At 65.4% G+C, this 20,291-nt stretch carries 23 protein-coding genes and 1 tRNA gene; 12 read left to right on the top strand and 12 right to left on the bottom strand.

Translation table 11 applies throughout. The features are described from left to right. Positions 1-27: 27 nt before the first annotated feature. The 6 genes from JQ632_RS32855 to JQ632_RS32830 all read right to left on the bottom strand — a co-directional run bounded on the left by JQ632_RS32855 (position 28) and on the right by JQ632_RS32830 (position 7,336). Positions 28-996, bottom strand: coding sequence for an ABC transporter ATP-binding protein (locus tag JQ632_RS32855; protein ID WP_212406803.1), 969 nt, complete (start codon positions 994-996; stop codon positions 28-30). Beyond that, complete coding sequence (locus JQ632_RS32850; RefSeq protein ID WP_212406802.1) at positions 993-1,991, bottom strand: ABC transporter ATP-binding protein; 999 nt, start codon at positions 1,989-1,991, stop codon at positions 993-995. Before JQ632_RS32850 ends, JQ632_RS32855 begins: the two co-directional genes overlap by 4 nt. Further along, on the bottom strand, positions 1,991-2,908 hold the full coding sequence (locus JQ632_RS32845) for an ABC transporter permease (RefSeq protein WP_212406801.1): 918 nt from the start codon (positions 2,906-2,908) through the stop codon (positions 1,991-1,993). The genes JQ632_RS32850 and JQ632_RS32845 overlap by 1 nt, the downstream gene beginning before the upstream one ends. Next, positions 2,874-3,833: an ABC transporter permease gene (locus JQ632_RS32840; RefSeq protein ID WP_212406800.1), complete on the bottom strand. Its 960-nt coding sequence runs from the start codon at positions 3,831-3,833 to the stop codon at positions 2,874-2,876. Before JQ632_RS32840 ends, JQ632_RS32845 begins: the two co-directional genes overlap by 35 nt. A 22-nt stretch (positions 3,834-3,855) precedes the next feature. Then, entirely contained in the window at positions 3,856-5,646 is a 1,791-nt protein-coding gene (locus JQ632_RS32835) for a peptide ABC transporter substrate-binding protein (protein WP_212406799.1), read from the bottom strand. Between the two features lie 271 nt (positions 5,647-5,917). Continuing rightward, positions 5,918-7,336: a M20 family metallopeptidase gene (locus JQ632_RS32830; RefSeq protein ID WP_212406798.1), complete on the bottom strand. Its 1,419-nt coding sequence runs from the start codon at positions 7,334-7,336 to the stop codon at positions 5,918-5,920. Positions 7,337-7,575: 239 nt separating this feature from the next. Here JQ632_RS32830 and JQ632_RS32825 point away from each other — a divergent pair, with 239 nt between their 5' ends. The 3 genes from JQ632_RS32825 (at position 7,576) to JQ632_RS32815 (ending at position 9,945) form a co-directional block, all read left to right on the top strand. Further along, positions 7,576-8,547, top strand: coding sequence for a S1C family serine protease (locus JQ632_RS32825; protein WP_212406797.1), 972 nt, complete (start codon positions 7,576-7,578; stop codon positions 8,545-8,547). A gap of 44 nt (positions 8,548-8,591) precedes the next feature. Then, complete coding sequence (locus JQ632_RS32820; protein WP_212406796.1) at positions 8,592-9,662, top strand: phospholipase; 1,071 nt, start codon at positions 8,592-8,594, stop codon at positions 9,660-9,662. 82 nt (positions 9,663-9,744) lie between these two features. Further along, entirely contained in the window at positions 9,745-9,945 is a 201-nt protein-coding gene (locus tag JQ632_RS32815) for a hypothetical protein (RefSeq protein WP_212406795.1), read from the top strand. A gap of 96 nt (positions 9,946-10,041) precedes the next feature. On the opposite strand, the gene JQ632_RS32810 is transcribed toward JQ632_RS32815, so the two are convergent. From JQ632_RS32810 to JQ632_RS32800, 3 genes are all read right to left on the bottom strand, one after another. Then, positions 10,042-10,710 carry a DsbA family protein gene (locus JQ632_RS32810; protein ID WP_212406794.1) on the bottom strand — a complete coding sequence of 223 codons (669 nt, stop codon included), beginning with the start codon at positions 10,708-10,710 and terminating at the stop codon, positions 10,042-10,044. A gap of 135 nt (positions 10,711-10,845) precedes the next feature. Next, entirely contained in the window at positions 10,846-11,307 is a 462-nt protein-coding gene (locus tag JQ632_RS32805; RefSeq protein ID WP_212406793.1) for a PaaI family thioesterase, read from the bottom strand. Between the two features lie 3 nt (positions 11,308-11,310). Then, complete coding sequence (locus JQ632_RS32800; protein ID WP_212406792.1) at positions 11,311-11,739, bottom strand: thioesterase family protein; 429 nt, start codon at positions 11,737-11,739, stop codon at positions 11,311-11,313. Positions 11,740-11,869: 130 nt separating this feature from the next. Between JQ632_RS32800 and JQ632_RS32795 the strand changes: the two genes are divergently transcribed. Beyond that, complete coding sequence (locus JQ632_RS32795) at positions 11,870-12,415, top strand: TetR/AcrR family transcriptional regulator (RefSeq protein ID WP_212406791.1); 546 nt, start codon at positions 11,870-11,872, stop codon at positions 12,413-12,415. A gap of 61 nt (positions 12,416-12,476) precedes the next feature. Here the strand turns inward: JQ632_RS32795 and JQ632_RS32790 are convergent, their stop codons facing one another. Further along, positions 12,477-12,959, bottom strand: a complete 483-nt coding sequence (locus JQ632_RS32790) for a hypothetical protein (RefSeq protein ID WP_212406819.1) — start codon at positions 12,957-12,959, stop codon at positions 12,477-12,479. Positions 12,960-13,175: 216 nt separating this feature from the next. On the opposite strand from JQ632_RS32790, the gene JQ632_RS32785 reads away from it, so the two are divergent. After that, positions 13,176-13,460, top strand: coding sequence for a PsiF family protein (locus tag JQ632_RS32785; protein WP_212406818.1), 285 nt, complete (start codon positions 13,176-13,178; stop codon positions 13,458-13,460). A 102-nt stretch (positions 13,461-13,562) separates the two neighbouring features. Then, positions 13,563-14,648, top strand: coding sequence for an AbrB family transcriptional regulator (locus tag JQ632_RS32780; RefSeq protein WP_212406790.1), 1,086 nt, complete (start codon positions 13,563-13,565; stop codon positions 14,646-14,648). 129 nt (positions 14,649-14,777) lie between these two features. On the opposite strand, the gene JQ632_RS32775 is transcribed toward JQ632_RS32780, so the two are convergent. After that, a complete protein-coding gene (locus tag JQ632_RS32775; RefSeq protein WP_212406789.1) occupies positions 14,778-15,317 on the bottom strand; it encodes a disulfide bond formation protein B in 540 nt (179 codons plus the stop codon). Between the two features lie 155 nt (positions 15,318-15,472). Between JQ632_RS32775 and JQ632_RS32770 the strand changes: the two genes are divergently transcribed. From JQ632_RS32770 to JQ632_RS32750, 5 genes are all read left to right on the top strand, one after another. Further along, positions 15,473-15,557: transfer RNA gene (locus tag JQ632_RS32770), tRNA-Leu, on the top strand. Between the two features lie 175 nt (positions 15,558-15,732). Next, a complete protein-coding gene (locus tag JQ632_RS32765; protein WP_212406788.1) occupies positions 15,733-16,035 on the top strand; it encodes a hypothetical protein in 303 nt (100 codons plus the stop codon). 93 nt (positions 16,036-16,128) lie between these two features. Further along, positions 16,129-16,362 carry a hypothetical protein gene (locus JQ632_RS32760; protein WP_212406787.1) on the top strand — a complete coding sequence of 78 codons (234 nt, stop codon included), beginning with the start codon at positions 16,129-16,131 and terminating at the stop codon, positions 16,360-16,362. Positions 16,363-16,567: 205 nt separating this feature from the next. Beyond that, positions 16,568-17,239 carry a response regulator transcription factor gene (locus tag JQ632_RS32755; RefSeq protein ID WP_212406786.1) on the top strand — a complete coding sequence of 224 codons (672 nt, stop codon included), beginning with the start codon at positions 16,568-16,570 and terminating at the stop codon, positions 17,237-17,239. Beyond that, positions 17,236-19,167: a sensor histidine kinase gene (locus JQ632_RS32750; RefSeq protein ID WP_212406785.1), complete on the top strand. Its 1,932-nt coding sequence runs from the start codon at positions 17,236-17,238 to the stop codon at positions 19,165-19,167. Before JQ632_RS32755 ends, JQ632_RS32750 begins: the two co-directional genes overlap by 4 nt. 170 nt (positions 19,168-19,337) lie before the next feature. On the opposite strand, the gene JQ632_RS32745 is transcribed toward JQ632_RS32750, so the two are convergent. Then, positions 19,338-19,613, bottom strand: a complete 276-nt coding sequence (locus JQ632_RS32745; RefSeq protein ID WP_212406784.1) for a hypothetical protein — start codon at positions 19,611-19,613, stop codon at positions 19,338-19,340. 239 nt (positions 19,614-19,852) lie between these two features. Here JQ632_RS32745 and JQ632_RS32740 point away from each other — a divergent pair, with 239 nt between their 5' ends. Beyond that, positions 19,853-20,077, top strand: coding sequence for a cysteine rich repeat-containing protein (locus JQ632_RS32740; RefSeq protein ID WP_212406783.1), 225 nt, complete (start codon positions 19,853-19,855; stop codon positions 20,075-20,077). Positions 20,078-20,291: the final 214 nt, after the last annotated feature.

The following is a 20,291-nucleotide window of genomic DNA, read 5'->3' as shown; positions in this document are numbered from 1 at the left end:
GACTGGCTCTAAATTAGCGGCGCACCATCACACCAGGTGACAGGCCACGAGATGGCCGCCCGCGCCCTCCTTCAGCTCCGGCGCGCTTTCGGAGCAGCGGGGCTGCGCGATCGGGCAGCGGGTATGGAAGTGGCAGCCCTTCGGCGGCTTCATCGGGCTCGGCACGTCGCCTTTCAGGCGGATGCGCGCGCGCTTGAACTTCGGATCGGGCACCGGCACCGCCGACAGCAGCGCCTTGGTGTAGGGATGCTGCGGGTTGCGGTAGAGGTCGCTCGCCTTGGCGAGCTCGACAATGCGGCCGAGATACATCACCGCGACGCGGTCGGAGATGTGCTCGACCACCGAGAGGTCGTGGGCGACGAAAAGATAGGTCAGGTTCAGCTCGGCCTGCAGGTCCTCCAAGAGGTTGATGACCTGCGCCTGGATCGAGACGTCGAGCGCGGAGACCGGCTCGTCGCAGACGATCAGTTTCGGCTCGACCGCGAGCGCGCGAGCGATCACGATGCGCTGGCGCTGGCCGCCGGAGAACTCGTGCGGATAGCGACGCATATGCTCCGCCTTCAGCCCCACCTTGACGAGAAGGCTCGCCACCCGCGCCTCGCGCTCGGCTGCCGACTGCGCGAGCTTGTGGATGGTGAAGGCCTCGCCGAGGATCGCGCCGACCGTCATGCGTGGGTTGAGGGAGGCGAACGGATCCTGAAACACGATCTGCATCTGGCGCCGCAGCGCGCGCAGATCGTTGCCGCCGAGGCTCCGCACGTCCTGCCCGTCGAACACCACCTCGCCCTCGGTCGGCTCGATCAGGCGCAGCACGCAGCGGCCCGTGGTGGACTTGCCGCAGCCGGATTCTCCGACCAGCCCGAGCGTCTCGCCGCGATTGACCGAGAACGACACGCCGTCCACGGCATAGACGCTGCCGACCTGGCGCGACAGGAGGCCGCCGAGCACGGGAAAATGCTTCTTCAGTCCGGAGACGCGCAGCAGGGGTTCGCTCATGACGCAACTCCCGTCGTCGCAACGTCGCCGAGATGACAGGCCATGCGGTGGCCGGGCTTGACCTCGCGCAGCAGCGGCTCCTTCTCGGAGCAGACGCTCATGGCGAACTTGCAGCGCGGGGCGAAGCGGCAGCCGACCGGCGGATTGATCAGGATCGGCACCGACCCGCCGATCGCCTCGAGCCGCGTCTTGTGCTCGCTGTCGAGGTCGATGCGCGGGATCGAGCGGATCAGGCCCTGGGTGTAGGGGTGGCGGGGGTCGCCGAAGAGATCGTCGACGGCTGCCTCCTCCACCACCTTGCCGGCATACATCACCACCACGCGCTGCGCGGTCTCGGCGACGACGCCCATGGCATGGGTGATCAGCATCACGGCCATGCCGAAGCGATCCTTCATGTCCTGCAGGAGGTCGAGGATCTGCGCCTGGATGGTGACGTCGAGCGCGGTGGTCGGCTCGTCGGCGATGATGAGCTTTGGCTTGCAGGCGAGCGCCATCGCGATCATCACGCGCTGCCGCATGCCGCCGGAGAACTGGTGCGGGTAGTTGTGCACGCGGCCTTCCGCGTTGGGGATCTGCACCAGCTTCAGCATCTCGACGGTGCGGGCAATCGCGTCCTTCTGCGACAGGCCCTCATGGCGCCGCAGGCTCTCGGCGATCTGCTCGCCGACCGTCAGCACCGGGTTGAGCGAGGTCATCGGCTCCTGGAAGATGAAGCCGATCTCCTTGGCCCTGATATCGTCGAGCTGATGGCTCGTGAGCGGAACGAGGTCGCGGCCCTCGAAAATGATCTCGCCCTCCACGATGCGGCCGGGCGGCATCGCGATCAGCTTCAGGATCGACATCGCGGTGACGGTCTTGCCGCAGCCGGATTCGCCGACGACGCAGAGCGTCTCGCCCTTGTTGACGGAGATATCGACACCGTCGACGGCCTGAAGAATGCCGTCGTCGGTGGCGAAGTGGGTTTTGAGGCCCTTGATCTGGAGCAGCGGGGCCATCAGATCACCCGTCGCGCATCGAGCGCATCGCGCAGGCCGTCGCCGATGAAGTTGATGGCGACGACAGCGATGAAGATCGCGCCGCCCGGGAACAGCGCCCAGTGCGGACCGATGTCGAGAAAATCCTTGGCGTCGAACAAGAGCCGCCCCCAGGTCGGGGTATCCGGCGGGAAGCCGAGGCCGAGGAAGGACAGCGTCGACTCTGCGATGATCGCGGCCGCGACGTCGATGGTGCCGGCGATGATCACCGGTCCGACCGCATTCGGCAGGATGTGCCGCACCACCTGGCGCAGCGGACTGGCGCCGAGCGCACGCGCGGCTTCGACGAACTCCTTTTCGCGCAGCGACAGGAATTGCGCCCGCACGAGACGCGCGACCGGCATCCAGCGCAAGCCCCCGATGACGAGCACGATCAGGATGAAGATGCCGCCCTCCGGGCCGAACGTCGCCTTCAAGCCGTCGCGGAAGAGATAGATGAGCAGCAGCAGCAGCGGCAGTTGCGGCAGCGACAGGAAGAGGTCCGTCATCCACATCAGCCCGTGGCCGAGCGCGCCGCGCGACATGCCGGCGAGCGCGCCGATCAGCACACCGACGAACACGGAGACCAGCATCGCGGCAAGGCCCACCGCAAGCGAGATGCGCCCGCCATAGATCATGCGAGCGAGAATATCCTGACCCAGATCATCGGTGCCGAACGGATGGGCGAGCGACGGTCCCTGCAGGCCGGCGACGATGTCGATCTCGTTGATCTTGACGCGCCAGACGAAGGGACCGACGACCACCGCCAGGATCAGCACCAGCAGCAGGAACGCACTGACGACGGCGAGCTTGTGGCGGCGATAGCGCCGCCACATCTCGCGCCACGGCGAGTAGACGCCCCGCTCAGCGGAGGGAGATGCGAGGGTCAAGCCAGCCATACAGGACGTCCGCGATAAGGTTGAAGAGCACCACCAGACACGCGAAGACAAAGGTGACGGCCATCACCACGGGCGTGTCGTTGGAAAGAATGGAGGAGATCAGCAGCGAGCCGATACCGGGGATGCGAAAGATCTGTTCGGTGACGATGGCGCCGCCGAACACCGCGGGCATCTGCAGTGCGATGAGCGTGACGACCGGGATCATGGCGTTGCGCATCACGTGCTTGACGATCACCTTGGCCTGGCCGAGGCCTTTGGCCCGCGCCGTCGTGACATAGTCGAGCCTGATGACGTCGAGCATGGCCGAGCGCACGAAGCGCGTCATGGACGCGGCCTGGAACAGGCCGAGCACCATTACCGGCATGATCGCCTGCCGGATCATCTCGAGCACCCAGCGGAAGCCTGATGCCTTGATGTCGGTCGAGTAGACGAAGGGCAGCCAGTCCAGCGTGACCGAGAAGATCAGGATGAACAGGATGCCGGTGAAGAAGGTCGGCAGCGAGAAGCCGATGAACGCGAGCGCGTTCGCGATCTGATCGAACACCGAGTACGGCCTCGTGGCCGCATAGACGCCGACGGGAATCGCGACGCACAGCGCCAGGATCTGCGCCGAGCCGATCACATAGAGCGTGGTCGGCAGGCGCTGCAGGATGAGGGTGTCGACGTTCATCCGGCTGACGAAGGAGAAGCCCCAGTCGCCATGCGCCATGGCGGTGAGCCAGTGCAGGTAGCGAAGATAGATGGGATCGTCGAGGCCGAACTTCGCCCGAAGCGCGGCTTGCACTTCGGGCGGGACGTTCGGGTTGGTCGCCAGTTCCGAGAACGGATCGCCCGGCGCAAGCGCCAGCACGACGAACAGAACCAGCGAGATGCCGAGCAGGCTCGGCACGGCGATCAGGAGACGACGCAGGATGTACTGACTCATGAGGGGACCTTACGCCGGTTCCTCAGGCCTCGCGGTACCAGTCCTGGATGTTGTCGGTTTCGTTGGCCCAGCCGCTGATCGCAGGCCGCAGCGTGTTCGAGGCGGCCTCCACCTTGAGGCGGTGCATCACCGGAATGAACACGGTGTCCTGCCACAGCAGGTCGTTACACTTGATGTAGAGCGCCGCACGCTTGACCGGATCGGTTTCCGTTTCCGCCGCCGCAATCAACGCGTCGTAATCCTTGTTGACGTAGCGCGGGAAGTTCTGGCCCTGCCACTTGTTCTCCTTGGTGGCCACCTGACTCGAGATGTAGCGCTTCATGTGCAAGGCGGGATCGGGCTGGGTCATCGGGATCTGGAATTCCTCGATGTCGGCGTAGAACTTGGAATAGGTGTCGGGATTGGCGACGTCCGAGGAGAAGAACACCGAGGCCACGACCGATTTCAGCTCCACGTCGATGCCGGCCTTTTGGCAGGCCTGCTTGACGATGGCCTGGGTTTTCTGGCGCGGACCATTGGTCGACGTCTGATAGAGGAGCTTGAACTTCTTTCCGTCCTTCTCGCGGATGCCGTCGGCGCCGACTTTCCATCCGGCGTCGTCCAGCATCTTCGAGGCCTTCTCGACGTTGAACTCCCACGAGGTGTTCTTCGACGCGAACTTCTCCGGCCCGTTGAGATAGTTGGCGGTCGTCCGGCCGGCGCGACCGTAGATCGCCTTCTTGACCGACTCGCGATCGACGAGCAGCGCAAGCGCCTTGCGCACGGCCGGATCCGAGAGGATCGGGTGCTTGGTCTTCAACGAGGACCGCTCACCATCGACCTCGGTGTTGGGATCGGTGAAGTTGAGCGCGATGAACTCGATGTCGCCGCCCACGGCGTTGATGGTCTTGCCCTTGCCGCCCTTCTCCAGGCGCAGCAGCACATCGTCTTCGACCTGGATGTTCCAGCCGAAATCGTACTCGCCGGTCTGGATCACTGCGCGTGCTGCCGAGACGGCATCGCCGCCGCCCTTCATCTCGATCGTGTCGAAATACGGACGGTTCGGCATGTGATAGTCGGGGTTGAGCTCTCCACGGACCACGTCGCCCGGCTTGAACTCGACGAACTTGTAGGGACCGGTACCGACCGGCGCCAGATTGTTCGGCGCCTCGCGGGATTTTCCGCCCTTGTAGTCCGCAAACAAATGTTTCGGGATGACGCAGCCATAGGCGCCGACAAAGGCGTTAGCCCAGAACGGCGTGGGGTTCTTGAACAGGATTCGGATGGTGAGGTCGTCAACCTTTTCCACGGTCATGTCGGCGTAGGTGTTGACGGACACGGCCGCCGTGGCGGGGTCGCTGGCATATGCCCAGGTGAACACGAGATCGTCGGCGGTCAGAGGCTTGCCGTCGTGCCATTTGACGCCGGACTTGATCTTCCAGGTCACCGACTTGGCGTCGGCCGCCAGGCTGCCGTTCTGGATCGACGGGATTTCAGCGGCGAGAATGGGATTGAGGTTGCCGTCGGCGTCCCAGCTCGCAAGCGGCTCGTAGAACAGGCGCGAGCCGTCCTGGTCCTTGGTGCCGGTGGCAAAATGCGGATTGAGCAGCGTCGGCCCCTGCCACCACAACAGCTTCAGCGGACCGCCGCCGCCACGCTTGGTCGGAGGGTAAGCCGCGGGGCTCTGGGCCATGGCAACGCCGCCGATGGCAAGGATCTGGTTCGCCATCGGCGCGGTGAGGCCGACGGCCGCCAAACGCTGGATGAAGGCGCGGCGATCCATCCGCCCGTCCTTCACCTTTCCGATCATCGAACGCAGTTCTTTGTCCAGCATGGTTGTCCCCCGTCTGGTTCCCGTATGGATGCAGGCGGCCGATTGGGGCGGCCGCCGGGTTTGTCTGGCAGTAGATGGCACACCGAATGGGGCGCACGTCAACTGCGACCGTGTGTATGCAAACGGTCTTTTGGCTGTCCCTTGGGCAAAACTCTGACCCGTCGCCTACCGGTTCGGCAATTCGGCGGGAAAAATCGCTTTCCGCCGCGCTGCACTGCGAAAAATTTGTTCGCCGGATCAGACGAAGTATCGAGCCTTCGTCTGCGCGATCTCAGGCCACGGACATATCCAGCGGTGGCGCGACATGGTCCGGCATCGGGCAGACATAGGGCGTCTTGGCCGTGCGCTTCGTCAGATCCGCTTTCGCGGCCTTGATCAGCTCCGGCTCCATGAGCGCCTTGATGCCGAGACCGGCCATGGCCTTGGCGGCCTGCACCATCGCCTTGTGAGCGTGCGGACTCTTGCCCTGCGCCACCACCTGCCAGGTGTGGAACGGCGTGCCGATTGCAACCGTCGGTGCGTGAACCTGCACGGTCGGCACAACCCAGCTCACGTCGCCGACGTCAGTCGAGCCGACCAGCGGATTGCGCTTGGCATCGAGCGGCACCAGGAAGTCGGCGAGCGGCCGCTCGGTCGGCTCCATGCCGATCGCGTAGTAGACCGACGCGATGTCCTTGTCGGTCAGGGTCGCGCGGATGTCGGAGGCGAAGGCCTTGTCCGCCTCGTCGAAATGCGGTGGCCCGAGCTCTTCCATGACCTTGTGCAGCGCGTGCTCCAGCGGGGCGTTGGGCAGGATGTTGGAGACCGCCGAGATGATCTTCATCTCGACCTTGGTCTCGGTCATCAGCGCCGCGCCTTCCGCGATCTTCCTGACGCGCCCGACCAGTTCGTTCATGCCCGGCAGATCGCGGGCGCGGATGGAATAGCGCACGCGGGCATGGGCCTGCACCACGTTGGGGGCGATCCCGCCGGTATCAAGCAGGGCATAGTGCACGCGCGCGTCGCTCGGCATGTGCTCGCGCATGTAGTTGACGCCGACATTCATCAGCTCCACGGAGTCGAGCGCGGAGCGGCCGAGATGCGGCGAGGCCGCGGCATGCGAGGTGCGGCCGGTGAAGATGAAATCGGCGCGCGTGTTGGCCAGCGACGGCGTTACCGCGACTTCCCAGAAACTGTGCGGATGCCAGGTGATGGCGATGTCGGCGTCCTCGAATCCGCCGCTGCGGACGATGAAGGCTTTTGCCGCGCCGCCTTCCTCCGCGGGACAGCCGTAGTACCGCACGCGACCGGGCACCTTGTGCTCGGCAAGCCAATCCTTCACCGCCGTTGCCGCAAGCAGCGCCGCCGAACCCAGCAGATTGTGGCCGCAGCCATGACCGTGGCCGCCGGCCTCGACCGGCCGGTGTTCCGCAACTCCCGCTTCCTGGCTGAGACCCGGCAGCGCGTCATACTCGCCGAGAAAGGCAATGACGGGTCCGCCCTCGCCCCATTCGCCCATCAGCGCGGTCGGGATGCCGGCGACATTCTCGGTGATGCGAAAACCCTGATGGCGCAGCTCGGCGAGATGCTCGGCGGCGGAGCGCGCTTCGGTGTAGCACACCTCCGGCGTTCCCCAGACCTTGTCGCTCAAATCGATGAAGCGCGCCTTGATCGTGTCAACGCCACGCCAGATGTCACTGCGGTTGTCCATGCTTCGGTCCGTGATCCCAGTCAAAACGAAGCGGCAATGGTTAGCAGCTTCGCTTGATGTCGACTAGCACCCGGCGGAGCATCAGCCATGCGGCGGGGGCGGCACGACAGGAAATGTGACACTCATCAATTCGCGTGGTCAACGGTTCCGGCAGCCTTTCAAGACGGCGCTTCGCGTCCTAGATTACCAAACGGTTCGCGCCGCATGAACAGCGGCGTCAACAGGCCCAGGAGAGCTCCATGCCCACCATGACCGAATGGAGAGTGCCGCCGGCACATCAGCCCCGCGCGAGCGACTATGGTTTTGATCTCGACCGCGCGCTGTCCTCGGTCGTCGGGTTGCATTCCATCATCCCGCCGGACGCCTTCAGTGCCGAGACGCTCGGCACCGAGCGCGCCGGCAACGGCGTCGTGATCGACGACAACCTGGTGCTCACCATCGGCTACCTCATCACCGAGGCGGAGGCAGTGTGGCTGCATCGTGGCGATGGACGCGTCGTGCAAGGCCACGTGCTCGGCTTCGATTCCGTCACCGGCTTCGGCCTGGTGCAGGCGCTGGGCCATCTCGACCTCGAGCCGATCCCGCTCGGCTCTTCCGCGGCGACGCGGATCGGCGACCGCGTCGTGGTCGGCGGTGCGGGCGGGCGCACGCGCTCCGTCGCGAGCCAGATCGTGGCGAAGCAGGAGTTTGCCGGTTATTGGGAATATCTGCTGGACGAGGCGGTCTTCACCTACCCTGCGCATCCGAACTGGGGCGGCACCGGGCTGATCAACGAGCGCGGCGAACTGATCGGCATCGGCTCGCTCCAGCTCGAGCGGGAGCGCGAGGGCAAGGCCGAGCACGTCAACATGATCGTGCCGATCGACCTCTTGAGGCCGATCCTCGACGATTTGCGCAAGTTTGGCCGCGTCAACACGCCGGCGCGCCCCTGGCTCGGCCTGTTCTCGACCGAGATCGACAACCGCGTCGTGGTGATCGGCATCTCCTCCAACGGGCCCGCAGCGCGTGCCGAGCTCAAGACCGGCGACGTCATCCTGGCCGTCGACGGCGAGAAGGTGACGAGCCAGACCGACTTTTATCGCAAGATGTGGTCGCTCGGCGCCGCGGGCGTCGACGTACCGCTCACGGTGCATCATGAAGGCGTCACCTTCGACGTGACGGTAACCTCGACGGATCGCTTCAAGCTGCTGAAGCAGCCAAAGCTGCACTGAATCGACACACCGCCAGTGACAGCGCGAGCCACGGAGGAGCTACTATGAGCGAGGCCGTGGTGGACGACATCGTGGCCGTGCTCCCGCCGTTGCTCAACGCGCTGGAAGGGCTCGGCTTCGTCGCGCGCCATTTGCATCCGCCGGCCTTCGAATCCGTTATGCAGGCAATCGATACGCCGGATGAGGCCCTGCGAGCGGCGCATTCGCGCCTCGGTGAATGGCCGCAGGCATTTGCGGACATGCGCGGCCTGATCGAACGGGCCTGCGATGAAACGCTTGCAGCCTTCGCCGGCCTGCGCACGGTTCAACGCGGCGAGGGCGATCTCGTCGCGGTGTTCCGAGCATTGCGCCATGTGCCCCGCGCGCAGGAAGCGCTCTATCCGCTCGCCGCAAAATTCCCGCCGGTCAGCAGCTTCTTCCTCACCACCGCGACGCGCGGGGATCAGGACCTGCTGACGCGGCTCACCGCGGCGGCCGGCGAGCACACCGGCATTTTCCACGATCACAACGAGCTAGGCAGCCGCGGCGGCTTTTCGCTTTATGTGCCGGAATACTACGCGCCTGACCGCGCCTGGCCGCTGGTGATGGCCCTGCATGGCGGCAGCGGCAATGGCCGCGGCTTCCTCTGGAGCTGGCTGCGCGACGCGCGCAGTCTTGGCGCGATCCTGGTCGCGCCAACCGCCACGGGACCGACCTGGGCACTGATGGGCGACGACACCGACACGCCCAACCTGATGCGCATCCTCGAGACCGTTCGCAGCCGCTGCAACGTCGATCCCTCGAGAATGCTGCTGACCGGCATGAGCGACGGCGGCACCTTCTGCTATGTCAGCGGGCTGGATGCCGCCTCACCCTTCACGCATCTCGCGCCGGTCTCGGCCACCTTCCATCCGCTGATGGCGGAAATGGCTGATCCCGTGCGGCTGCAGGGGCTACCGGTCTTCATTACCCACGGCAAGCTCGACTGGATGTTTCCGGTGCAGGTCGCGCGCCAGACGCAAGGCGCGCTATCGGCGGCCGGCGCCAACGTCACCTATCGCGAAATCGACGACCTCAGCCATTGCTATCCGCGCGAGATCAACGCAGAGCTGCTGCAATGGCTGAACGGGGGATGAATGAGTCGTCCATACGCTCGCCTTAAGGTCATGGGAACCATCTCCCCGCACCGGCGTTGTCGCCGGACACCGGAGGTTCTCTATGAAGATGTTGTTCGGAATGATCCTGGGCGCGCTGCTGCTTGGCGTCGGCGTCTATATCCATGACTCGATGCAGACGTCGGCCGGCAGCGACGTTGCTGCGACCAATCGCACCATCGTCAACTGGGATGTCGCCAAGGCCGATTGGGATGCGCTGCGGGATCGCGCGCATAAGGACTGGGTGAGAATTTCGTCGAAATAGCCGGCCGCATTCCGCGACAATGATAAGGCGCCGTCGTCAGCAACGACGGCGCCTTTGTCATGCTTGATTGGGCTCAATGACCCTTCTCAATTACTCTCAGTTGCTCTTGCCGGCCTTCGCCTTGCGCGCGTCGGCGATCGCCTGCTCGAACTCCGCCATGGTCAGCACACCCGGCACGCGGAATTTTCCGACGATGAAGGACGGCGTGCCGCTGAAGCCGAACGCCTCGGCCTGATCGCTGTTGCGCTTCAGGATCGCATCGATGTCCTTGGCGCGACCCGCGAGGTCGCGCTTCAGACGGTCCATGTCGACGCCGGCAGCGGCCAGGAGCTCGTTGATGCGCGGCTCAGTCAGTCGCGAACTGACGCCGATCATGGTGTCATGCGCCTGGCTGTACTTGTCCTGGAATTTTGCAGCGAGCGCGATCCGCGCCGCCGTCACCGAGACCGGACCGAGGATCGGCCAGTCCTTCGTCACCAGCCGCACCTTGCCGTCGTCCTGGACGACCTGGCGAAGCTCGGGTTCGAGCTTCCGGCAATAGGGACAATTGTAATCCGACCATTCGACGATGGTGATATCGCCGTCGGGGTTGCCGGCGACGGGTACATCCGGATCGCGCAGCACCTTGGCTTCCGTCAGCACCTCGTCGTCGGTCGCAGCGGCGGCGGAAGCGATGCCGCCGCCGAGCAGCGCGCCTGCTCCGATCAGCGTCAGAGCCCTGCGCCGCGTCGGCGCCAGGCCGCTGTCGTCCCTGAATTTCGTCATATCTCGTCCCGTTTCGGTCCCATCACCGCCTGTACGGTGCCGGCCCGCGAATTGTTACGCATCATATAGAGCCTCGATGGGGCGATGTCATCGCGCCAGGAGCGCGTTTGGCCCAGATCTGCCGAGCCTTGCTGGCTATGCCGGGGCGGCGCCCGGCGGCCGCGGCAGCAGCGCCATCAGCGTGCCGGCCATGGTCGCGATCAGCGTCGTTGTGCCGTCACGTTCGGCGAAGGCTTTGGCCTCGCAGAAGGTGAGCGTCCGGCCAGGCTTGACGACCTCGGCCTTGAAGACGAAGCGATGGCCCCGCGCCGGCGCAAGCAAATTGGTCTTGAACTCGACGGTGAGGATGTCGGCCTCGTGCGGCATCAGCGTGAACGCGGCGACGCCGCAGGCATTGTCCAGCGCCGCCGTGACGATGCCGGCATGGACGAAGCCGTTCTGCTGGGTGAGGGCGGGCGAATGATCCATCGCAAGCTCCGCCTCGCCCGGCGCCAGTTTCGTCAATGAGATGCCAAGCGTGTGCATCGCCGGCTGTCCTGCGAACAGGGCAACCGCGGCGGTGCGGTAATCGGGGTTCTTCGGCTCGAACGCAGCCATTGCTTACGCCATGACCGGTTCGGCGAGCTGCCGCAGCGCGTTCTCGCTGATGAAAGCTTCAAACGGCGCCGATCTGCGCGCCGCGCGGTCCATATGTACGGCGGTGATCTCGCAGGTTGCGGCGATCTCGCTGGTTTCGACATTGGTCATGTCATGCCGGAAGCGGATCAGCTTGTCGCGCACTTCGAGAAGCACGCTGCGGACCTCGACGATGTCGCCGGCGAGCAGCTCGCGCTTGTAGCTGATGTTCTGCTGCACCGCGGCCATGCCGCGGCCGGACGTGCGCAAATAGCCCGGTGTCAGTCCGAGGCGCGCGAACAGATTCCAGTTGGCTTCGTCGAATTTGCCGACATACCACATGATGTTCATGTGGCCGACGTGATCGCACTGCCACGGATAGACCGTGCCGCGATAGGTCGCCTCCTCCCGCATTGCAACTGCCGCTCTTATCATTGTTGATACGGTAGCGTATCAGGCGCCCGGCGCGTTAGCAATACGGTACCGTATCAAGAATCGGTGAGGCTCCAGGAACGGGTGAGGCTCCAGGAATCGGAGAGGCTCCATGAGCGACGGCAAGGGCGATGTCTGGGTCGAGGCGGGTTTCAAGGAGCTCGCGGCGTCAGGCGTCGCGGGGGTGAGGGTCGAGGTTTTGGCCAAGAATCTCGGCGTCACCAAGGGCGGCTTCTACCGCCGCTTCGCCGACCGCGCCGCGCTGCTCGGTGCGATGCTGGAGCGCTGGCGTGAGGGGCGCACGGCGGCGATCGCGCAGCAGACGAGCCTCGAGGGTCAAAACGCCCGCGACCGGCTCAAGGCGCTGATCCAGCTCTATTCCGAACGGATGAACCCGGAAGGCATGGCGATCGAGCTTGCGATCCGGCAATGGGCGCGTTCGGACGATAGCGCCGCGGCGGCTGTGGCGAGCGTGGACGCGGCACGCCTGAAGAACGTGGCCGAACTCTATCGCGCCACGGGACTCGCACCCGAGGAAGCCGATGCGCAGGCGTTCCTGTTCTACTGCTTCATCTTCGGCCAGAGCCTGCTGTTCGAGCGCAGCCCGCGCAAGCGCGCACAGCTCGTGGCGAAGTCGGCCGAGAAATTACTGGACTAAAGTCGATTGGCCTAAAGCAAGTGGCCGGAGCTTTGCTCCGGCCACCGCGTCATCTGAGGGCTTAGGCGGCACCCTTCAGCTTCTTGTTGCATTCGGAATAATAACCGCCGCCCTTCTCGATCCACTTCATGCCGCCATTGGCGTTGGTCGCCTTGTTGGCGTTGTACTGGTCGACACAGGTGTGCAGGCGAGCCTTGCCGGCGGTTTCCTTGGCATATTTCGGATCGACCGCGCTCGGATAGATCGCGGGACCGGCAGGCAGAGTCGGCGCAGCGGCGGGAGCCGCCTCCTTCTTCGCCTGCTTCGGCTCGGCGGGCGGGGGTGCAGCCGGCGCAGCGGCGGTCGGCGTGGCCGTGGCGTCCGCGCCGCACTGGGCCTTGCGGAAGTCGTTCCACTTCATGGTGCCGAGCGAGCCATCCTTCTTGGCCGCCTGATACTTCGCACTACATTCCTGCGTGGTCAGCGCCTGCGCCGGGGCGGAGGCGACGAGCGCCGCGAAACCCGACACCGCAACCGCGCACAACAATCTTGCCTGAATCATCATCCCTTGTTTCATCCCTGGTCTCCTCCTTGGCCTCCCCCTAAGGGAAGCAAATTGGGATCACTATCCTAGCGTGTCGGCGGCTCCCGACAAGGAATCGATGCCTTTCGGGGCCAAAATTTAGTGATCGCGTCGTCTCGAATATTCATGTCGCGTTCAGCATCGCGGGCCGAGCTTTGGCGCCCGCTTTCAACTCCGGAAGACGAAGAGTTCAACGCCATGACCCTCACCTCGCGCCTCGCCGCCGTCGCCCTCGCTTCGCTCCTTGCCACCGGCACCGCCTTCGCGCAGACCGCCGCGCCGTCTGCCAAGACCGATGCGAAGAGCACCACGGCGGCCACCACCGAGAAGAAGCCGCCGAAGGAGCGCTCGGCCGAGTCGCTCGAATGCTCCAAGCAGGCGGACGCCAAGGGCCTGCATGGCAAGGAGCGCAAGAAATTCCGCTCCGAATGCATCAAGACCGCGAAGGCCGGCACCGCCGCCCCCGCCGAGAAGGCGAAGTAGTCCCGTCACAATCTCCCTGCCTCGTGCGGCGGGGAGCGGCGCGCATTTGCGGCATGAGCTGGCCGCAATTGTGCGCACGGGTGCGATTTGCCATAAGGCGGCGTGAAGCAAATCACCGCCTCCCTGCCCTTTGACCTGCCCTCCCGCGCCGCGATCCGCAGCGCGGTGGAGACGCTCGTCATCGGTGCCGCCGGCGGGCTCGTTTTCCTGGTCGCCAACCTGCCCGGCGGGCTGATCTCGGGTGCCATGATCGCCGTCGGGATCGCCGCGATTGCCGGCCGCCAGCTCGCGATGCCGGCGATGCTGACCCAGACCGTGCTGGTGCTGCTCGGCATCTCGATCGGTTCGGTGGTGTCAAAGCACCTGATCCAGCAGGTCAGCACCTATCCGTTCACCATCGCCCTGCTTGCGGCCGCCACGTTCTGCGCGACCTTCGGCTCGAGCTATTATCTGCAGCGCGTCCATGGCTGGGACCGCACCTCAGCGTTCCTCGCCGGCAGTCCCGGCGCGCTGTCGCAGATCACGATCCTGGCGGTCGAGCGCGGCGCGGATCTTCCGGGCATCGCCGTGGTGCAGACCATGCGCGTGATCATCCTCACCGCGGCGCTACCGATGGTGCTGGCGCTGGCCGGCGTTGCGCCTTCGGCCGCACCGTCGATGACGACGGCGATCGCCTCGCCGCTCGAGCTCTTCGTGCTCGTGATCGCATCGCTCGCGCTCTCGCTGGTTTTGCGGCTGATCAAATTTCCGGCGAGCTGGATGTTCGGCGCGATGATCGCTTCCAGCGTGCTGCATGGCGGCGGCTGGATCGAAGGCGGCCTGCCGAACTGGGTGCGCGGCGCAGCGCTGATCGGCATCGGCGCGCTGATCGGCAGCCGTTTTGCGCGGATGAAGGTGAAGACGCTCGCCGGCCACATCCATGCCGCGCTCGGCTCATTCGCGGTGGCGATTCTGGTCTCGGCAATCTTCGTCGGCATCGTGGTGCTGACGACGCATGTGAAATTTTCCGACGTCGTCGTCGCCTTCGCACCGGGCGCGATGGACGCCATGCTGGCGCTGGCGCTGACCCTGCACATCGACCCGATCTTCGTCGGCGCGCATCACCTGTCGCGCTTCGTGTTCGTGACCATCGCGACGCCCGGCATCGTGCACCTGTTCGGGCGCACGCAGGACGACGTGGACGATTAGCGAGTCGCTAGATGCCGTAGGGTGGGCAAAGCGAAGCGTGCCCACCGCTTCCGCTGAGGTCGTGGAGAGATGGTGGGCACGGCGCTATGCGCCTTTGCCCACCCTACGTCGCCTCGCAAGGTGCGAGATTTATCGCCTCGCCGTCCACGCAAATCCCCAGGCCGCGATCGCAGCCATCAGTAGCGAGATCAGCACGTTGTAGCCGGCGAGCGAGAAGCCGAGGAAGCGCCACTGCACCTCGTCGCAGCGAACAACCTTCACCGTGTCCAGCCGCGACAACAGATCCTTGGCGCTCCCGAGATTGACGACCGGCCCCGAGCAATCGGTCGGGCCTTGCCAAAATCCCCATTCGACGCCGGAATGATAGGCGCCCAGGCCCGCATTGGCGAGCGTCGCGAGCGCGAGAACCGCGAGCCCCGCGAGCAGCAGCGGCCGCGGCGCGCCGCTACGCGCGGCAATCACCGTCAGCGCACCGAGCGGCATCGCGAGGTAGTAGGCGTAGCGCTGCTCCAGGCAGAGCGGACAGGGCAGGATCTCCAGTACGAGCTGGAAGAACCAGGCGCCTGCGATCGTCACGGCCGCAATCAAGGTGACCGCCAGCGACGCGATCAGCGCCGGACTGGCGGCTGCGGGCTTCAGCGCTGGTATCGCGGCACTATCGGCGGTCACGACAGCCTCTTCGAACGGGACGGTGACAAGCCTCTAGCCCCGGCCCGCGTCCCTGTCGAGAACGCACCGGATCACTTTGGCGCGGGTTGACCCCGCCCTTTCCATGGCTATAGTCCGCCGGCTTCGCGACGCCCGGTCTCCGGACCGTCTCGAGGGCCCCTGTGGCGGAACTGGTAGACGCGCTCGACTCAAAATCGAGTTCCGCAAGGAGTGCTGGTTCGATTCCGGCCAGGGGCACCAGCATTCGCAGCTACGGCTCGGCAAGCCAGACTCTCGTCTCTTGCAGCGAAGGCTGTCTCGCCGAAGCCTTGGCGAGGACTGGTTCGGCATACCCACCCTGCACGTCCCTCGCTACCGACCATCGCCTTCCCACTGTATAAACCGGCAGCTTCTTCTCTCACTCGAAGGAGCTGACATGAACGACCTGCACAACTGGCTTTCAGGCCAACACCACGGTCTGCGGACCTACAAAACCTTCCAGCAAAAACTCGATGCCCTGAGCGCTGACGATCCCGAGCAGCGAGGTCTGTGCCGGCTCTTGAGCAGCCTCGTCGGCCGCTACATCGAGGCCTATGACGAGACGCCGCTGCCGGTGGCAGTAGCCGATGCTGCCTATCATCACCTGCTCGCACTCCTTTCCAGCCTCGATCTCCGCGGCAATGCCGATCGGCGGCTCTCCGACATCAATCGGGTGGCGACGAGCGATCTCTGGTATTGACCACGTCGTCGCTGTCCGGAGCGACATCGCTGATTTTGCGTTCGGACACCGGCGCGCTACGCTGAGCTCAGCCCAAGCTCCGAGCAGCCGACCATGGCAAGACGACGCGCGACCGAGATGCAGGACCAACCGCCCCGCTACTTCGTGTGGGTGCGTGGGCTCGACGGGCCTGAGCCGCAGAAATGGGCGGCGCTGGACTTCGGCGTCGACGGCTGGAAACGGTCGCAGGTGCTGGCCTATCTGGAGCTTGCCGAAGACGAGCGGCGGTTGTCGCTGTCGATGCTGGCGCGGCGCTATCCGCCGCCGCGGATGGACAACGGCGGATAGCCAAGAGCGACGGCGCGGGGTGGTCAGCCGGATCACGCGAGCGACGGCTCGACGCGCGAGAGGTGGGTTACGCTTTCGCCCACCCTACCGTAACCATCCGGGTCGAGAGAGCATCCGCCCCCATGATTATGGGTGTTGCAATCGCGGCTGCGCGGCTAAGCTTGGCATCGACGCCGCGGGGGACGCGCGGCCGGGGTTTCTAGCGATGACGGACCAGGGCGAGACGGCCGACACCATCACCATCCTGCTGGTCGAGGACGATGCGCCGACCTGCTGGCGGCTGCAGGATGCGCTGGTGAAGGCGGGCTACGATGTGCGGACCGCCGGCACGCTCGGCGAGGCCCGCAATGCCCAGAACGACGCAGCCCCGCGCGTGCTGTTGACCGATCTGCGCCTTCCCGACGGGCACGGCATCGAGCTGATCCGCGAGACCCGGCGGCGCTTTCCCGACACCGAGATCATGGTGATATCAGCGCTCGGCGACGAGGAGAGCGTGATCTCCGCGATCACCGTCGGCGCCACCGGCTATCTGCTGAAAGACGCCTTCCCGACCGACATCGCCACCACCGTGCGCGACCTCGTGGCCGGGCATTCGCCGATCTCGGCCTCGATCGCGCGCTTCATCGTGCGGCGGACACAGGTGACAGCCGAGCCGCCGCCCGGCCCCGCGCTCAACACGGCCAGACTGACCCCGCGCGAGATCGACATCCTCTGGGGCATCGCAAAAGGCTTCAGCTATGCCGAGATCGCAAGCCATCTCGGCCTGTCGCGCCAGACCGTGCCCGGGCACATCAAGAATATCTACCGCAAGCTCGAGGTGCACACCCGCAGCGAAGCGGTGTTCGAGGCGGTGCAGCAGGGCCTGATCAAGCTGTGAGCGAGATCGCGGCGAAGCCGGCCGTCTCGGCATGGACGCGACGGAGGCTGCGGCTTTCACGACTGGTCCCCTATGTGCTGCTCCAGGTGCTGATCGTGATCGCCTGCATCCTGGTGCTGCGACTGGTGCCGCCAGACGATCCCGACGATTACGCGGTCTCGGAATTCTCGCTGCATGAGGACGGTGCGACCCGCTCGGTGACGCTGCCGCATTTCACCGCGTCGCGCTACTCGCTTGCCGATCCGCCGCTCTACACGGGCGCCTTCACCTGGCGGACGAGCGACGCCAGAACGGCATGGTCGGTGTACCTGCCGCGCTTCAGCAATGCCGTGGAGGTTGCGGTCAACGGCGTCGTGGTTCTGGACTCCCGACGCGACGACGTCGCCAACCGGCCCGACCGCAACACGCCGCAGATCGCGGTGATCCCGTCCTCGCTGCTGCGCGACGGAGCCAACCAGATCACCGTGCGGCTCTTCGTGTGGGGGCCGCTGAAGGGCTTTCTCGACACCGTCTATGTCGGGCCTGACGACAGCCTGCGGAGCGCCTTTGAAACGCGGGCGCTGCTGTTCGTCACGGTGCCGGTGGTGCTGTCGGCGTGGCAGTCGCTGCTCGCCGTGATCCTCGCCATCATGTGGCTGATGCGGCGGCGCGAGCCGGTCTACGGCGTGCTGGCGCTTGGAATGCTGGTCGGCGCGGTGCAGGCGTTCGTGCCGCCGCCGGTGCCGCCCGCACCCTATCCGCGGCTCGCCGCCATCCTGCTGGCGTCGGCGCCGATCGAGAGCGCGCTCGTCGTCGTCTTTGCGGTGCTGTTCTTCGGCTGGCGCTGGCCGCGCTTCGGGCTGCTGATCTTCGCACCGGGCCTGACCATCCTGCTGGTCGGGCTGTTCGCCAGCCAGCCCTTGCCGCGCATCGTCTTTCTGTTTCTCGGTGTCCCGACGGTCGGAGTATGCCTGATGCTGCTCGCAATCATCGTCACCCGGGCCGTGATCAAGCGGCAGGACGCGGCGAGCTTCGTCTTCGGCTGCGCCGTCACCATCGTATTGACCTGCTGGTTTCACGACATGCTCTCGGTCTTCGATATCATTCAGAACGATCGTACCTTCGTCACGCGCCTGTCCTATTCGGCGATGCTGGTCGCGATCGGTGCCGGCCTGACCTGGCGCTTTGCGCGTGCGTTGAACCAGGTCGACAGTTTTGCCGGCCAGCTCGTCACGCGCGTGCGCGAGGCCGAAGAGCGGCTGAAGGCGAGTTTCGCCCGCGAAGAGGAGCGCGCGCGCGCAGCCGCGCTCGCCAACGAGCGCACCCGGCTGATGCGCGACCTGCACGACGGCCTCGGCGGCCAGCTCATCAGCATCGTCGCGCTGTCCGAACGCGGCAACACGGGCGCGACCATTACGGAAGCGGCGCGGGCTGCCTTGAAGGATCTGCGGCTCGTCATCGATTCCATGGACGACATCGGCGGCGATCTGATGCTCGCGCTCGGCTCCTGGCGCGAGCGTGCGGCGGCACAGCTCAGACCGCACGACATCGCGCTCGACTGGCGCGTGACCTCGCCGCAAGGCCTGCCGCTACACCCGGAGCTGCGGCCCTGGCACGTCATCCAGATCATACGAATCCTGGACGAGGCGGTGACCAACGCGGTCAAGCATGCCTCCGCCCGACATATCAAGGCGACGATCGAAACGCTGGACGGAGGGCCTGACGGCCCCTATGGCGTCATCAGCATCGAGGACAACGGCAAGGGTTTTGCGCTCGCGGACAATGGCGAGGCGCTCACGGCGGGCCAGGCCGCGCGCGGCCTGCGCAACATGAAGAGCCGCGCCGCGCGCTGCGGCGCCGCGCTCGACATCGGCTCCGGATCCACGGGCACAAGCGTACGGCTGCAATTGCCGCAGCGCTTTCCCGACAATGATGCGGCGTCGCGCTGAAGAAGACCCCCTCCCCGCCGTGTGGGGCGCGCGGAGAGAGGGCTCGGGACGGGACCTTGTCCTGCGATGGACGGGGTTCGTACGCAGGCGATCCCTTGGCCCGAGTTCGTCTCCACCTCCGCGCATCCGCCTTCGCTAAAGCTTCGGCGGACCTGAGCGGGGCGAGGTGATCAGCGCACGCCGACGCGGTTGACCGGGCCGCCGCGGTTCATGGGCGTGCCGGCACGAACGCCGACGCCGGGCGCGCCGACACCGGGGGTGACGACGGCTGCGGCGGCAACCGGCGCGGCCGGTGCAACCACGACTGCCGCAGTCGGCCGCACCACGCAGCCCTTGGGCACGCCGACCGTCTTGCAGTACACCACCGCCTGCGCCGGCGCGCTCGCGAATGTCACCAGCGCCGCAACCGTCAGCCCAGCGCACAGCACTCGTGCTTGTCTCAACATCTCTCCGCTCCTCATTCTCGTGCGGCTTGCGATGCGAACCAACGGTTCTCGCAGCCGACGTGCGGGCTAAATGGCAAAAGACGGCGCGCGGATACATGCCATGAAAATGGGGTGCGACGCGTGCGCTGTTTGAGAAGCTTTCCCGATGCCATGAACATGGCATGGACCCGGAGCGGCTGGCGCGAAAAGTTCGCGCCGCTTGAGTTCAAGCCGGACAACGAACCCCAACGAGGCCCTTCATGAAGATTTCAGTCATTGCCGCGCTGCTGCTTGCATCGACCATCCTGCCCGCGTCAGCCCAATCCGGACCTACGCCGCAAGAGCAGATGGCCTGCCGCGGCGATGCCAGCAAGTTCTGTGCGGAGCATATCGGCAAGCCGCCGCAGATGAACGCCTGCCTGCGCGAGAACAAGGCAAAACTGTCGGACTCCTGCCGCAAGGTCGTCGAATCGCACGGCGGTTGAGCGCGATTTTCTTCCTTCTCCCCTTGTGGGAGAAGGTGGCGCGCGTAGCGCGCCGGATGAGGGGTCTCGTTCCGCACGCACGGAGTCATCCGAATGCGCGGAGAGAGACCCCTCACCCGTCTCGCCGCTCCGCGGCGTGAGCAACCGGCGAGATGGGTAACAGTTCAAACCGACGACATGGGTAACACAATTCTTGTTTCGTTCAGGTCTGTTG

Origin of the sequence: Bradyrhizobium liaoningense, from assembly GCF_018130955.1 — a bacterium.
In the GTDB taxonomy this organism is placed as follows: Bacteria; Pseudomonadota; Alphaproteobacteria; order Rhizobiales; family Xanthobacteraceae; genus Bradyrhizobium; species Bradyrhizobium liaoningense_C.
Note: the sequence above shows the minus strand (reverse complement) of the source record. Positions and strands in the feature narration are given on the sequence as shown.